Source organism: Endozoicomonas sp. ALB032 (genome assembly GCF_049310125.1).
Lineage (GTDB): Bacteria > Pseudomonadota > Gammaproteobacteria > Pseudomonadales > Endozoicomonadaceae > Endozoicomonas_A.
The window spans coordinates 6,336,213-6,353,174 of record NZ_JBLYNW010000001.1; the positions used below are offsets into that span (position 1 = coordinate 6,336,213).

At 48.4% G+C, this 16,962-nt stretch carries 7 protein-coding genes; all 7 read left to right on the forward strand.

The genetic code is table 11. The features are described from left to right. Positions 1–113 precede the first annotated feature (113 nt). The 7 genes from ACO6VG_RS23790 to ACO6VG_RS23820 all read left to right on the forward strand — a co-directional run bounded on the left by ACO6VG_RS23790 (position 114) and on the right by ACO6VG_RS23820 (position 16,925). On the forward strand, positions 114–2,072 hold the full coding sequence (locus ACO6VG_RS23790; RefSeq protein ID WP_422475919.1) for a tetratricopeptide repeat protein: 1,959 nt from the start codon (positions 114–116) through the stop codon (positions 2,070–2,072). Between the two features lie 580 nt (positions 2,073–2,652). Continuing rightward, positions 2,653–4,746 (forward strand): hypothetical protein, encoded by a 2,094-nt coding sequence (locus tag ACO6VG_RS23795; protein ID WP_422475921.1) that lies wholly within the window; start codon positions 2,653–2,655, stop codon positions 4,744–4,746. 69 nt (positions 4,747–4,815) lie between these two features. After that, positions 4,816–7,281: a hypothetical protein gene (locus tag ACO6VG_RS23800; protein WP_422475923.1), complete on the forward strand. Its 2,466-nt coding sequence runs from the start codon at positions 4,816–4,818 to the stop codon at positions 7,279–7,281. 234 nt (positions 7,282–7,515) lie between these two features. Continuing rightward, positions 7,516–9,792, forward strand: a complete 2,277-nt coding sequence (locus ACO6VG_RS23805; protein ID WP_422134584.1) for a tetratricopeptide repeat protein — start codon at positions 7,516–7,518, stop codon at positions 9,790–9,792. A 67-nt stretch (positions 9,793–9,859) separates the two neighbouring features. Continuing rightward, on the forward strand, positions 9,860–11,995 hold the full coding sequence (locus ACO6VG_RS23810) for a hypothetical protein (protein ID WP_422475925.1): 2,136 nt from the start codon (positions 9,860–9,862) through the stop codon (positions 11,993–11,995). A gap of 56 nt (positions 11,996–12,051) precedes the next feature. Next, on the forward strand, positions 12,052–14,172 hold the full coding sequence (locus ACO6VG_RS23815) for a tetratricopeptide repeat protein (RefSeq protein WP_422475927.1): 2,121 nt from the start codon (positions 12,052–12,054) through the stop codon (positions 14,170–14,172). 62 nt (positions 14,173–14,234) lie between these two features. Continuing rightward, on the forward strand, positions 14,235–16,925 hold the full coding sequence (locus tag ACO6VG_RS23820) for a tetratricopeptide repeat protein (protein ID WP_422134587.1): 2,691 nt from the start codon (positions 14,235–14,237) through the stop codon (positions 16,923–16,925). The last annotated feature ends 37 nt before the right edge of the window (positions 16,926–16,962 follow it).

Sequence of the window (16,962 nt, forward strand, 5' to 3'; positions counted from 1 at the left end):
TTCCAGACTGGCCAGCAACTGCATACCAAAGCGCTACTCCCCTGAAGTTTCACCCAGAGGCGAGGGCCTGCCCTCCTGAAATTCTTAAAAAAAAGATCAAAAGCGCTTTCGCAATGCTCAACAATCAAAATTTCACAGATGCAGAAAAAGCATTCCGGGCCCTCTTAAACGGCAAGCATGGCATACCGAATCGGTGCGAAAAGCAGGAAGCAACCATAGGGCTTGCAAGATCTCTAAAAGAGCAAACCTGCGAAAAACAGATGGAAGCCTGCTCTATTCTGGAAGAACTCAGGTTAGATGAAAAACTTACCAGGTTCGGGGCTTCGACCATTAATAACCTTGATCTGACCCTGAGCCTTTGTGAAGAAGCACTTGGAAGACACCTTGATGCCGAAACTCGACTGTTGAGACTGAGAAGAAAATGGCGCGATGCCGACATGAGAGCCCTGTGTGAACCTTCTCGCTATTATGCCGCAGATATTAGTAATGCCCGACTGTGGCAGTCTATGGGCAAATACACTCTGGCTGAAACACTATTACTGAACATAAAAACAGAACTGATTAAAAACCTGCAGTCAAAACCTTACTCTCCTGCTACAGCACAACTGCCTAAATACCTCCATACCGTCAATATGGCCCTGGGGCGACTCTGGCAGTTGCTGGACAAACGTCAAAAGGCAGAACTCCTGATGCTCGACATCATTGGCAAGCGCCCCGATGACGATGAGGACCTACTCTGCAGGCAATCTGACCATAGAGACGTTGATCTGACTCTGACGTTTATCTGGCGGGCGTTGGGCAAGCAAGAGCGGGCTGAGAGGCTGCTGCTGAACATGAGTCGCAAGCATCCCGATGACAGTGAGGAGATTCTGTGTAGCCCCACTGGCCATCGTGCCATTGACATGACTCTGGTGCGAACCTGGGATGAAATGGACAAATTTGAGCTGGCTGAAAAGCTACTGCTGAACATGAGTGGAAAGCGCCCGGGTGACAGCGAGGAAGAACTTTGCAAGCTCTGTGGGCATCATGACACTGATCTCACTCTGGCACTACTCTGGCAGAGGAAATGCAACTATATACGAACTGAAAAGCTACTGCTGAACATGAGTGGAAAGCGCCCCGGCGACAGCGAGGAAGCACTGTGCAAGCCCTGTGGGAATCGTGAAATTGACATGGCTCTGATGCGATATTGGGAGCTGACGGGCAAATATAAACTGGCTGAAAAGCTGCTGCTGAACATGATTCGCAAGCATCCCGGCGCCAGTGAAGAGATCCTGTGCAAGCCCTGCTGGCAGCTGGAAATTGATCTGACACTGGTACGACACTGGCAGGTCTCGGGCAAATATCACCTCTCTGAAAGACTGCTACTTAACATGAGTGGCAAGGACCCTGATGGCAGTGAGGAGAGCCTTTGCAAGCCTTGTGGAAATTATGATATTGATCTGGGTCTGGCGACGCTCTGGGTGATGATGGATAAACCTGAACGGGCTGAAAGACTGCTGCTGAACATAAGTGGTAGGCACCCCGGTGACGACGAAGACAGCCTGTGCAAGCCCTTTGGCAATCATGACATTGACCTGACTCTGGCACGCTGCTGGGAGATTACAGGCAAACTTGGACGGGCTAAAAGACTGGTTGAGCGTGGCTGTGAATTCTATCATTCGAATGAATTTGAACTCACACTGTTAAAATTATCTGTCGGGCAAGAAGGATTTATGGAAATGATTAGCCGCTATCCGGAAAGTGCCAATACCTTGCTGGCTAACTCGATCCATTATTTCAGCCTGGCTTGTGAGCAGATCATTCAGGATAACCCTGAGTCAGGACAAGATAACCTTCATAAGGCTCTGGAATTTGTGGAATCAGCACTGACAAAGTACCCACCGAGTGCGGGAGTTTATTCCCAAAAAGCGCACTGTCTCAGAATGCTGGGAAAAAGTGAGCAAGAATGGAGGGAATGGTTTGATAGAGCGGAAGCCTTTGACTCCAGCCGGACATACAGGGCGAAAACTCATTTTTGGCGAAACAGGGAGGCCGCTGCCCTTCAGAAGCTATCGAATCTCAAAGAATAAAAAATATCCTTGAACCTTTATGACTGATGACTGTCGAATAAGTACCTAGGTACTTAGCATAGATTTTCAGGGAATCTACATCATTATGAGTTACGGGCCAACACCTACAACCAGCGCTCCAGCCAGTTCGAGCTGTACGACATCGCAATCGTCTCCATATTGCGCGTCAGGTTCCTATGCCGATGCGGCAAGAAACCGTCAATCCACCACAAATCGGGAAATAAAATCTCTTACTCAATCGGCTCAACTTCCACAAGTTGTTCATCAACGTTCCACCAGTCCCTCAGATATTTCAGGTCGGCAGGCATCTGCCTGCCAGCCTGCTACGACATCTCAGCCGTCAGGGTACTGTGCGTCAGGCTCAGATAGCGGTGCATCAAAAGGGCGTAGATCTACCTTAAATCCGAACGCTAAAACGTTTATTCCACGTTCACAACTTCCTCATGGTGGTCATCAAGATTCGAACAGACCCTCAAGGCCAGCAACTGCAGACCAGAGTTCTACTCTCCGGACCTTTCACCCAGAGGCGAAGACCTGCCCTCCTGAAGTTTTTAAAAAAGAGATCAAAAGCGCTTACGCAATGCTCAACAATCAAAATTTCATAGATGCAGAAAAAGCATTCCGGACCCTCTTAAACGGCATGCATGGCATACCGAATCGCTTCGACAAGCAGGAAGCAACCATAGGGCTTGCAAGATCTCTAAGAGAGCAAACCCACGAAAAACAGCTGGAAGCCTGCTCTATTTTGGAAGAGCTCAGGTTAGATGGAAAACTTACCAGGTTAGGAGCCTCGACCATTAGTAACCTTGATCTGTGCCTGAGCCTCTGTGAAGAAGCACTTGGAAGACACCTTGATGCCGAAACCCGACTGTTGAGACTGAGAAAAAAAATGCGCAATGCCAATGAGAGAGCCCTGTGCGAACCTTCTCACTATTATGCCGCAGATATCAGTAATGCACGACTTTGGCAGCTTATGGGCAAATACACTCTGGCTGAAACATTGTTACTGAACTTAAAGACAGAACTGATTAAAAACCTGCAGTCAAAACCCTATTCTCCTGCGACATCAAAACTGCGTAGACACCTCGATACCGTCAACATGGCCCTGATGCGACTCTGGCAGTTGATGGGCAAACATCAAAAGGCTGAACTTCTGATGCTCGACCTCATTGGCAAGCGCCCCGATGACGATGAGGACATACTCTGCAGGCAATCTGATCATAAAGACGTTGATCTGGCTCTGACGTTTATCTGGCGGGCGTTGGGCAAGCATAAGCGGGCTGAGAGACTGCTGCTGAACATGAGTCGCAAGCATCCCGATGACAGTGAAGAGATTCTGTGTCGCCCCACTGGCCATCGTGCCATTGACATGGCTCTGATGCGCACCTGGGATGAAATGAACAAACTTGAGCTGGCTGAAAAGCTACTGCTGAACATGAGTGGAAAGCGCCCCGGTGACAGCGAGGAAGAACTGTGCAAGCCCTGTGGGCATCATGACATTGATCTCTCTCTGGCACTAATCTGGCAGAGGAAATACAAATATATACGAACTGAAAAGCTACTGCTGAACATGAGTGGAAAGCGCCCCGGTGACAGCGAGGAAGAACTGTGCAAGCCCTGCGGGCATCATGACATTGATCTCTCTCTGGCACTACTCTGGCAAAGGATATACAAATATATACGAACTGAAAAGCTACTGCTGAACATGAGTGGAAAGCGCCCCGGTGACAGCGAGGAAGAATTGTGCAAGCTCTGTGGGAATCGTGAAAGTGACCTGGCTCTGGTTCGATTTTGGGAGCTGACGGGCAGATATACACTGGCTGAAAAGCTGCTGCTGAACATGAGTCGCAAGCATCCCGACGCCAGTGAAGAGATTCTGTGCAAACCCTGCTGGCAGCATGACATTGATCTGGCTCTGGTGCGATGCTGGCAGCTTACAGGCAAATATAAACTTTCTGAAAGACTGCTGTTGAATATGATTGGCTGGCAACCCAATGACAGTGAGGAGATCCCGGGCAAGTCCGGTGGTCATGATGTTCTTTACCTGGCTCTCGCACGGCTCTGGGAGATGATGGATAAACCTGAACGGACTGAAAGACTGCTGCTGAACATAAGTGGTAAGCACCCCGGTGACGACGAAGACAGCCTGTGCAAGCCCTCTGGCAATCACGACATTGACCTGACTCTGGCACGCTGCTGGGAGAATACCGGCAAACTTGGACGGGCTGAAAGGCTGCTTAAGCGTGGCTGTGAATTTTATCATTCGAATGAATTTGAACTCACACTATTAAAGTTATTAACCGGGCAAGAAGGATTTATGGAAATGGTTAGCTACTATCCGGAAAGTGCCAATACCTTGGTGGCTAAATCGATCCATTATTTCAGTCTGGCTTGTGAGCAGATCATTCAGGATAACCCTGAGTCAGGACAAGATAACCTTCATAAGGCTCTGGAATTTGTGGAATCGGCACTGAAAAAGTACCCACCGATTGCGGGAGCTTTTTCCCAAAAAGCGCACTGTCTCAGAATGCTGGGGAAAAGTGAGCAAGAATGGAGGGAATGGTTTGATAGAGCGGAAGCCTCTGACTCCAGCCGGACATACAGGGCTAAAACTCATTTATGGCGAAACAGGGAAGCCGCTGCCCTTCAGAAGTTATCGAATCTCAAAGAATAAAAAACGCCCTTGAACCTTTATGACTGATGACTGTCCAACAGCCTAGATTTTCAGGGAATCTCCATCATTATGAGTTACGGGCCAACACCAACAACCAGCGCTCCAGTGAGTTCGAGCACTACGACATCGCACTCGTCTCCATATTGTGCGTCAGGTTCCTATGCCGATGCGGCAAAAAAACGTCCATCTAGTTCAAATCAGCAAGCTAAATCTCTCAATCCACCGGCTCAACTTCCACAAGTTGTTCATCAACGTTCGACCAGTCCCTCAAATATTTCAGGTCGGCAGGCATCTGCCTGCCAGCCTGCTACGACATCGCAACCGTCACGGTATTGTGCGTCAGGTTCCTATGCCGATGCGGCAAAAAAGCCGCCATCTGCCCCAAATCGGGAAGCTAAACCTCTTGCTCCACGCGCTCAACTGGCAAAGGGTGTTCATCAACATTCGAACAAATCCTCAAATATTTCAGGCCAGCAGGCATCAGCTTACCAAAGGTCTACCCCCAGGACGCTTTATCCAGAGGCAAAGACCCCCTCTCCTGCAGCTATTAGAAAAGAGATCAATAGTGCTTTCGCAATACTGAGACATCAAAATTTCACAGACGCAGAAAAAGCATTTCGAGTCATCTTAAAGAAATACCAAGGCAATCTGAGTCCATTCAACAAACAGAACACGACCATAGGGCTTGCAAGAGCGCTGAAAGAACAGACCAACGAAAAACAGTTAGAAGCCTACTCTCTTCTGGAAGCGCTCAGATTGGATGGAACATGCAATAAGTTTGGCGCTTCGACCATTCACAACCTTGATCTGAACCTGAGCCTCTGTGAAGAGGCACTTGGATGGCACTTTGCCGCCGAAACACGACTTTTGAGGCTCAGACGGAAAAGCACCAATGCCTATGAGAAGACCCTGTGCAAGCCTTCTGGCTATTATGCTGCAGATATTACTAATGCCAGACTGTGGCAGTCTATGGGCAAACACAGGCTGGCTGAAACACTCCTCCTGAAAATAAAAGAGGAGTTGATTAAAAAGCTGCAGTCGAAACCGGACTCTCCTGCGGCACAAAAACTGCGTAAATACCTCGGTAAGGTCAATATGGCCCTGGCGCGACTCTGGCAGCTGATGGAGAAATATCAACTGGCTGAAGACCTCTTGCTGGACATGAGCGGCAAGCACCCCGATGACTATATGGACATTCTCTGCAAGCTCACCAAGTGTGAAGACATTGACCTGGCTCTGTCGGTACTCTGGCGGTTAATGGGCAAATATGAACAGTCTGAGAGACTGCTGCTGAACATGAGTAACAAACGTCCCGATGACAGTGAGGACACTCTCTGCAAACCTTCCGGGAATCATGACATTGACCTGGCTCTGGTGCGACTCTGGGAAGAAACGCGTAAACATGAGCTGGCTGAAAAACTGCTGCTACTCATGATTGGCAAGCACCCCAATGACAGTGTGAAGGTTCTGTGTAAGCCCTTTGGGAAAGCTAACATTGACCTGGCCCTGGTGCGGCTCTGGCAGATAATGGGCAAATTTAAACAGTCTTCAGAACTTCTGCTGAACATGTGCGGTTCGCGACCCGGTGCCAGTGAGGAAGAAATGTGCATGCCCTCCGGGCATTGTGACACTGACCTGACCCGGGCTCGATTCTGGCAGATGGAGGGCAGACACAACCTGGCTGAAAGGCTGCTGCTGAACATGGGTGGCAAGCATCCCGGTGCCAGTGAAGAGATTCTCTGCAAGCCCTGCTGGCAGCAGGAAATTGATCTGACACTGATGCGACACTGGGAGGTCACGGGCAAATATCACCTCTCTGAAAGGCTGCTGCTGAACATGAGTGGCAAGGACCCCGATGGCAGTAAGGAGATCCTTTGCAAGCCCTGTGGGAATCATGATTTTGATCTGGCTCAGGCGATGCTCTGGGAGATCATGGATAAACCCGAATGGACTGTACTCCTGCTACTGAACATGAGCAGCAAGCACGCCAATGACACTGAAGACAGCCTGTGCAAACCCTCTGGCAATCATAACGTTGATATGGCTCTGGCACGCTTTTGGGGGAGGATAGGCAAACATGAACAGGCTGAAAGACTGCTTAAGCAAGGCTGTAAATTATATCATTCGAATGAATTTGAACAGGCACTACTCAGCCAATCTGCCGGGCAAGAAGGATTTATGGAAATGATTAGCCACTATCCGGAAACGATCAATACCCTGTTGGCTACCTCTATCCATTATTTCAACCTGGCTTGCAAGCAAATAATCGATACAGGTCCAGAGTCAGGACAAGATAACCTTCATAAGGCTCTGGAAATTGTGGAATCGGCACTGAAGAAATACCCTCCCAGTGCGGGAGCTTTTTCGCAAAAAGCGCACTGTCTCAGAATGCTGGGGAAAAATGAGCAAGAATGGAGGGAATGGTTTGATAGAGCGGAAGCCTTCGACGTCAGCCGGGCATACAGGGCAAAAACTCATCTTTGGCGAAGCAGGGAAGCCGCTGCCCTCCAGAAGTTATCGAATCTCAAAGAATAAAAAAAACATCCTTGAACTTTTATGCCTGATGATTGTCCAATAAGCACCTAACCAGTTGGTTTCGCATATTCTGGACGGCGGCTTTTTCCATCCTTCTGCGTTCCAACTCTGGTTGCGTAGCTATGGCTACGCGCCCATCGTTGCGCCTTGAAGGATGAAAAAATCCACTCGCCAGAATATGCGAAACCAACTGGTCAGGTACTTAGCATAGATTTTCAGGGAATCTATATCATTATGAGTTACGGGCCAACACCTACAACTAACGCTCCAGCGAGTTCGGGCACTAAGACATCGCAATTATCTCAATATTGTGCGTCAGGTTCAGATACCGGTGCAGCAAAAGGGCGTGAATTTACCTTAAATCCAAACGCTGAAACGTTTATTCCACGTTCACAACTTCCTCATCGTGGTCATCAACATTGGCACAGACCCTCAAATATTCAAGACCGGCCAGTAACTTCATGCCAGCGCCCTACTCCCCGGACGTTTCACCCAGAGGCGAAGACCTACTCTCCTGTAGCCCTTAGAAAAGAGATCAATAGCGCTTTCGCAATGCTCAACAATCAAAATTTCATTGATGCAGAAAAAAAATTCCGGGTCATCTTAAACAGCATACATGGCATACCGGATCCATTCGAAAAGCGGAACGTAACCGTAGGGCTTGCAAGATCGCTAAAAGAGCAAACCTGCGAAAAACAGTTGGAAGCCTGCTCTATTCTGGAAGAACTCAGGTTAGATGGAACACTCAACAGGTTCGGGGCTTCGACCATTTATAACCTTGATCTGACCCTGAGCCTCTGTGAAGAGGCACTTGGAAGACACTTTGATGCCGAAACCCGACTGTTGAGGCTGAGAAAAAAAAGGCTCGATGCCGATGAGAGAACCCTGTGCGAACCTTCTCGCTATTATGCCGCAGATATTAATAATGCCCGACTGTGGCAGTCTATGGGCAAATACACTCTGGCTGAAACACTGTTCCTGAACATAAAAAAAGAACTGATTAAAAAGCTGCAGTCAAATCCCTATTCTCCTGATACATCAAAACTGCGTAAATACCTCGATACCGTCAATATAGCCCTGGTGCGACTCTGGCAGTTTATGGACAAACATCAAGAGGCTGAACTCCTGATGCTCGGAATCATTGGCAAGCGCCCCGATGACCATGAGGACGTACTCTGCAGGCAATCTGATCGTAAAGACGTTGATCTGGCTCTGACGTTTATCTGGCGGGCGTTGGGCCAGCATGAGCGGGCTGAGAGGCTGCTGCTGAACATCAGTCGCAAGCATCCCGATGACAGTGAGGAGATTCTCTGTCGCCCCACTGGCGATCCTGCCATTGACATAGCTCTGGTGCGAATCTGGGAAGAATTGGACAAATTTGAGCTGGCTGAAAAGCTGCTGCTGAACATAAGTGGCAAGAGACCCGACGACAATGAGGAGCTCCTGTGTGAACCCTTTGGGCATCATGATATTGATCTCGGTCTGGCACTGCGCTGGCAGAGGAAATACAAATATATACGAGCTGAAAAACTACTGCTCAACATGAGTGGAAAGCGCCCCGGTGACAGCGAGGAAGAACTGTGCAAGCTCTCTGGGAATCGTGAAATTGATTTGGCTCTGGCACGACATTGGGAGCTGACGGGCAGATATAAACTGGCTGAAAAGCTGCTTCTGAACATCTGTGGCATGCACCCCAATGCCAGTATAGACAGCCTGTGCAGCTCCTGTGGGAACATGGAAAATGACCTCGCTCGGGTGAGACTCTGGGAAATGATGGGCAAACATGAATGGTCTGAAAAGCTGATGCTGAACATGATTGGCATGCCCCCCGGAGCTATTGTGGAAGAGCTGTGCAAACCATTTGGGCATCATGACATTGACCTGACTCGGGCGCGACTCTGGCAGGAAATGAAGAAATTTGAACTGTCTGAAAGGCTGCTGCTGAACATGAGTGGCAAGCACTTCAATGCCGATGAAGACAGCCTGTGCAAACCTTCCGGGAATCAACAGATTGACCTGACTTTGGTAAGACTATGGGACACTACGGGCAAATGTGAACAGGCTGAAAGACTGACCAGGCGTTGCTGTGAGTTATATCATTCGAATGAATGGCAATTAACCCTGTTGTGCTTATCTACCGGGAAAGCGGGATTTCTGGAAATGATCAGCCGCTGTCCGGAAAGTGTCAATACTCTGGTGGCTACCTCGATCCATTATTTCACCCTGGCTTGTGACCAGATAAAAAAAGACGGCCCGGAGTCTGCAAAGGAGAACCTTGAAAAGGCGCTTGAGCAGGTTGAATCAGCGTTGCAAAAGTACCCTCCGAATGCGGGAGCTTATTCACAAAAAGCCCATTGTCTCAGGATGCTGGGTCGAAGTAAGCAACAATGGAGAGAATGTTTTGCTAGAGCGCAAGCCCTTGACTACAGCCGAAACCAAAAGGGGAAAGCCGATTTTTGGCGGAGGCACGAATACATTGCTCTTGAGATAGTAAGAGGTCTCACAGGTTAGATGGCCTTGTACTTTATTACGTCCACTGCCTGTCAAAAAGTGTAAGTTTCAGGGAATTAATGAGGCTATGAATTACGGATTACCAATAACAACCAGTTTCGCGACCCGTTCGTGCACCGCAACCGTTGCCACACCTCAACCGCTGCAATATTGTGCCTCAGGTTCAAATGCTAACACTGAAACAACAAAGCCTCCGTTTAAATTAAACCCGAAAGCGCCAGCGTTTATTCCACGGATGCAACCTGATCAACCTGTTCAGAAAGATCCGGGCGTACCCTCAAATATCCTGGACCGGCGAGCAAAGGCATACCAGTGTATGTCTCCCCGAACGTTTCAGCAAAGGGTGAATAAATCCTGTCCTGAAACGGCTAAAAGGATCGATAGCGCTTTCAAACTATTAAAAAAACAAGATTACATAAATGCAGAAGCAGCATTCCGGACCATCTTGCAAGATGAACAACTGAATGAATTCGATCACCAGAGAACCGTCATAGGGCTTGCAAGATCGCTGAAAGAACAAACCTCGGAAAAGAAGAAAGAAGCCCTTACTCGTCTGGAAGAACTCAGGGTGAATGGTACGTTCACCGAGTCTGGAGCTTCAACCATTCGTAACCTTGATCTGACCATGAGCCTCTGCGAACAGGCACTTGGACGGTTCCATGATGCGCAAGCACGACTTTTAAGGTTGAGAAACAAAAAGCCCGATGCAGACGCGGAGACACTTTGCCAGCACTCTGGCTATTTTGACGTTGATATCGCTAATGCACGACTATGGCAGCATATGAGAAAATACCAGCTGGCTGAAAAACTGCTGTTGGGCATGAAAGCAGGGCTGATTGAAAAGCTGCAGTCGGACCCACACGCTGGCATAGTGGAAAGGCTGCATAATTACCTCGATAGTGTAAATATAGCTCTGGTGCGATACTGGCAAGAGCAGTGCCAATATGATCGGGCTGAAGATCTGTTGCTGAACATGGGTGGCAAGCACCTCGATGAAAGTATCGAGACCCTTTGCAAACCCTCTGGGCATCATGACATAGACCTGGTACGACACTGGCAGGTGATGGGCAAATATGAATGGGCTGAAAAACTGCTGCTCAACATGATTGGCAAAGACTCCAAAGACAGTATCGAGATCCTCTGTACAGCCTCTGAGCACCCCGAATTCGATCTGTCTCTGGCGCTTCTCTGGCATGCGACAGGCAGACTTCAACTGAGTGAAAAACTGCTGCTCAATATGATTTCCAGGCACCCTGATGACGCTGAGGAGATCCTGTGCACGGCCTCTGGAAAACATGAGATTGATCTGGCTCTTGTACGACTCTGGCAGGAGATGGGCGAATATCAAAGGGCTGAAATACTGCTGTTAAACCTGAGTCTCAAACACCCCGATGAGAGAGAGGAGTCCTTGTGTCAGCCCTGTGGGCATCATGACATTGACCTGACCCTCGCTCGACTCTGGCAGAAGTTGAACAAACATAAACAAGCAGGAATACTGCTGCTGAACATGAGTGGCAAGCGCCCCGATGCCGCTATGGAAGAACTTTGCAGGCCCTGTGGCAACCGTGACATTGACCTGGCTCTGGCGCTGCATTGGGAGATAGTGAATAAACATCATCTAACTGAAGGGCTGCTGCTGAACATGAGCAACAAGGACCTCAACGACAGTGAGGACAGTCTGTGCATGCCTTGCGGGAATCATGATATTGATCTGGCTCTGGTACGCCTCTGGGAGCTAATCGACAAAGGTAAACAGGCTGAAAGACTGATTGAGCGTTGCTGTAAATTATACCATTCGGATGAATGTGAATTATCCTATCTGTCCTTATCTGCCGGGAAAGCAAAGTTTATGGAGGTGATTAACGGGTATTCGGAAAGTGCCAATAAGTTGCTGCTTATCTCAATCCATTATTTTGTAATGGCGTGTAAGCAGATATCAGAAGCCAGTCCGAAGTCAGGAGAGGAAAACCTCATTAAGGCGCTTGAGCATGTGCAATTAACACTTGAGAGGTACCCCCCGACTGCGGGAGCTTATTCACAAAAAGCGCACTGTCTCAGAATGCTGGGCGCCAATGAGCAAGAATGGAGGAAATGCTTCCAAAAAGCCCAAGCCCTTGACTCCAACCGAAAACAGAAGGGTAAATCGGATACCTGGCGAAGCAACGAATACGCGGCTCTTCAAAAAGTACTGGCTCAGACATAAGCATGAACTTTTATATCCGTTGACTGTCCAATGGCACAAGTTTCAGAGGAAGTTTCATGACTATGAATGACGGATTACCACCAACCTACAACTGCGCATCCGTTACGACATCGCAACCGGCGCAAAATCGCTTTACTGACTCCAATGAGGAAGCAAAGCCTCCATTTAAATTAAACCCGAAAGCTCCACCGTTTATTCCTCGTGCTTCTGGTGTTGATCGACTTTCGAACACACCCACAACTATTAATCGCCGACAAACAACTGCGTGCCTGACACTTTCTTCCCAGACATTGCACCCATCGGTGAAGAGGACATCTCCTGAAGCGGCCAGTGAAAAGATCAATAGCGCTTTCGATTTATTGATGAACCAAAATTTCATTGACGCGGAAAACACATTCCGGGCCATCTTGCAAGAATACGCGGACTTACTGAGAACATCCGACTACCAAAGATCAATCATAGGGCTGGCAAGATCACTCAGAGAGCAAACCTGTGAAAAGCAAAAAGAAGCCTGTTTTCATCTGGAAAAACTAAGGTTGACTGGAGAGTTAAACGAATTCGGGGCTTCAACCATTCGTAACCTTGATCTGACCCTGAGTCTCTGTGAACAGACACTTGGGAAGAACCCTGATGCTGAAGCACGACTTTTGAAACTGAGAGACAAAAAGCCCGGTGCTGATGAAGAAACCCTTTGCCAGCATTCTAATTATTTTGATGCTGACATGGCTAATGCACGACTATGGCAGTTTATGAGGAAATACCAGCTGACTGAAAAGCTGCTGCACAGCATGAAATACGGGCTCATTGACAGGCTGCAGTGGAACCTGCACGCAGCGCTTGCAGAAAAACTGCAAGATTTCCTCCATAAAGTCAATATAGCTCTGGCGCGATGCTGGCAAGAGACAGGCCAATATGAATGGGCTGAAGATCTGCTGCTCAACATGAGTGGCAAGTACCCCGGTAACAGTATCGAGCTCCTGTGCAAGCCCTCCCGTCATAATGACGTGAACCTGGCCCTGGTGCGACTCTGGGAAGTAAAGGGTAAACATGAGCTGGCTGAAAGACTAATGCTGGCCATGAGTGGCAAGTGCCCCGATGACAATGAGGAGACCCTGTGCACGCCTTTTGGAAAACATGAAATTGATCTGACTCTGGCACAATTCTGGCAGGTGACAGGCAAACATCAACTGAGTGAAAAACTGTTGCTCAACCTGATTGACAAGCACCCCGATGACGCTGAGGAGATCCTGTTCACGCCCTCTGGAAAACATGATATTGATCTGGCTCTTGCACGACTCTGGGAGGTAACGGGCCAATATCAACGGTCCGAAAAACTGCTGTTGAGCATGAGTGTCAGGCACCCCGATGTGAATGAGGAGACCTTGTGTCAGCCCTGTGGACATAATGACATTGACCTGACTCTGGTTCGACTCTGGCAGAAGTTGAACAAACATAAACAAGCAGAAATACTGCTGCTGAACATGAGTAACAAGCGCCCCGATGCCGCTATAGAAGAACTTTGCAGGCCCTGTGGAAACCATGATATTGACCTGGCTCTGGCGCTGCATTGGGAGATAGAGAACAAACATCATCTAACTGAAGGGCTGCTGCTGAACATGAGCAACAAGCACCTCTTCGACAGTGAGGACAGCCTGTGCATGCCTTGCGGGAATCATGATATTGATCTGGCTCTGGTACGCCTCTGGCAGATGATCGACAAAGATAAACAGGCTGAAAAACTGATTGAGCGTTGCTGTGACTTATACCATTCCGATGAATGTGAATTATCACATTTGTCCTTATCTGTCGGGAAAGCAAGCTTTATGGAGGTGATTAACAGGTATCCGGAAAGTGCCAATCAGTTGTTGGTTATCTCAATCCATTATTTTGCACTGGCGTGTAAGGAGATATCAGAAGCCGGTCCCAAGTCAGGAGAGGAAAACCTCATTAAGGCGCTTGAGCATGTGGAATTAACACTTGAGAGGTACCCCCCGACTGCTGGAGCTTATTCACAAAAAGCGCACTGTCTCAGAATGATGGGGAAAAATGAGCAAGAATGGGGGGAATACTTCCAAAAAGCCAATGCCCTTGACTCCGCCCGAAAATATAGGGGTAAAACGGACGCCTGGCGAAGCAACGAATACGCGGCTCTTCAAAAAGTATTTGCTCAGACATAAGCATGAACTTTTATGTCTATTGACTGTCCAAGAGCGTAAGTTCCCAGGAAGGTCATTTGGCCATGAGCTACGGATTACCCACAAAAATTGCCTCGACCAGTTCTAAAAGCACCACGACATCACAGCCGTCAGAGTATTCTGCATCAGGTTCAGATACCGGTGCGTCAAAAGGGCGAAAATTTACCTTGAATCCGAACGCTGAAACATTTATCCCACGTTCGCAACTTCCTCATGGAGATCATCGTGGTCATCAGCATTCGAACAGACCCTTAAATATTCCAGACCGGTCAGCAACTGCATGCCAGAGACCTACTCCCCGGACGTTTCAACCAGAGGCGAAGACCTACCCTCCTGACGCTCTTAAAAAAGAGATCAGTAGCGCTTACACAATGCTCAACAATAAAAATTTCATAGATGCAGAAAAAGCATTCCGGGTCATCTTACACGGCAAGCATGACATACCGGATCCGTTCGACAAGCATAACGTGATCATAGGACTTGCAAGATCGCTAAAAGAGCAAACCTGCGAAAAACAGCTGGAAGCCTGCTCTATTCTGGAAGAACTCAGGTTAGATGGAAAATTCACCAGGTTTGGGGCTTCGATCATTTATAACCTTGATCTTACCCTGAGCCTCTGTGAAGAGGCACTTGGAAGACTCTTTGATGCCGAAACCCGACTGTTGAGACTGAGAAAAAAAAGCCGCAATGCCGATGAGAAAACCCTGTGCGAACCTACTTGCTATTATAACGCAGATATTAATAATGCCCGACTGTGGCAGTCTATGGGCAAATACACTCTGGCTGAAACACTGTTCCTGAACATAAAAAAAGAACTGATCAAAAAGCTGCAGTCAAATCCCTATTCTCCTGATACATCAAAACTGCGTAAATACCTCGATACCGTCAATTTGGCTCTGGGGCGAATCTGGCAGTTGATGGACAAACATCAAATGGCTGAAGAAGTGCTGCTGGAGATGGTTGGCAAACACTCCGGTGACAGTGAAGACACGCTCTGCAAGCACTCTGGTCATAAAGACATTGACCTGGCTCTGGTGCGAGTCTGGCAAGCAAAGGGTAAATATGAACAGGCTGAGAGACTGCTGCTGAGCATGAGCCAAAAGCATCCCGATGACAGTGAGGAGACTCTGTGCAACTCCACCAGCCACAACGACATTGACTTGGCTCTGGTGCGAATCTGGCAAGTGAGGGGTAACTATCAACGGGCTGAGAGACTGCTGCTGAACATGAGTCGCAAGCGTCCCGATGACAGTGAGGAGATTCTGTGCAACCCCATTGACCATCGTGACATTGACCTGGCTCTGGTGCGACTCTGGGAAGTAATGAACAAACAAGAGCTAGCAGAAAAACTGCTTCTGAACATGAGTGGAAAGCGCCCCGGTGACAGCGAGGAAGAACTGTGCAAGCTCTCTGGGAATCTTGAAATTGATATGGCTCTGGCACGACATTGGGAGCTGACGGGCAAATATAAACTGACTGAAAAGCTGCTGCTGAACATGAGTGGAAAGCGCCCCGGTGACAGCGAGGAAGAACTGTGCAAGCTCTGTGGGAATCGTGAAATTGATATGGCTCTGGTGCGACTCTGGGAAGTAATGAACAAACAAGAGCTGGCAGAAAAACTGCTGCTGAACATGAGTGGAAAGTGCCCCGGTGACAGCGAGGAAGAACTGTGCAAGCTCTCTGGGAATCGTGGAATTGATATGGCTCTGGCACGACATTATGAACTGACGGGCAACTATAAACTGGCTGAAAAGCTGCTGCTGAACATGAGTGGAAAGCGCCCCGGTGACAGCGAGGAAGAACTGTGCAAGTTCTGTGGGAATCGTGAAATTGATTTGACTCTGACACGACATTGGGAGCTGGCGGGCAAATATAAACTGGCTGAAAAGCTGCTGCTGAACATGTCTGGCAAGCACCCCAATGCCAATATACACAGCCTGTGCAGCTCCTGTGGGGACATGGAAATTGACCTGGCTCTGGTGAGACTCTGGGAAATGATGGGCAAACATGAATGGTCTGAAAAGCTGATGCTGAACATGATTGGCATGCCCCCCGGAGCTATTGCAGAAGAGCTGTGCAAACCATTTGGGCATCATGACATTGACCTGACTCGGGCGCGACTCTGGCAGAAAATGAACAAATTTGAACTGTCTGAAAGGCTGCTGCTGAACATGAGTGGCAAGCACTTCAATGCCGATGAAGACAGCCTGTGCAAACCTTCCGGGAATCAACAGATTGACCTGACTTTGGTAAGACTATGGGACACTACAGGCAAATGTGAAGAGGCTGAAAGACTGACCAGGCGTTGCTGTGAGTTATATCATTCGAATGAATGTCAATTAACCCTGTTGTGCTTATCTACCGGGAAAGCGGGATTTCTGGAAATGATCAGCCGCTGTCCGGAAAGTGTCAATACTCTGGTGGCTACCTCGATCCATTATTTCACCCTGGCTTGTGACCAGATAAAAAAAGACGGCCCGGAGTCTGCAAAGGATAACCTTGAAAAGGCGTTTGAGCAGGTTGAATCAGCGTTGCAAAAGTACCCTCCGAATGCCGGAGCTTATTCACAAAAAGCCCATTGTCTCAGGATGCTGGGTCGAAGTAAGCAAGAATGGACAGAATGTTTTGCTAGAGCGCAAGCCCTTGACTACAGCCGAACCCAAAAGGGGAAAGCTGATTTCTGGCGGAGGAATGAATACATTGCTCTTGAGATAGTACGAGGTCTCACAGGTTAGATGGCCTTGTACTTTATTACATCCACTGCCTGTCATA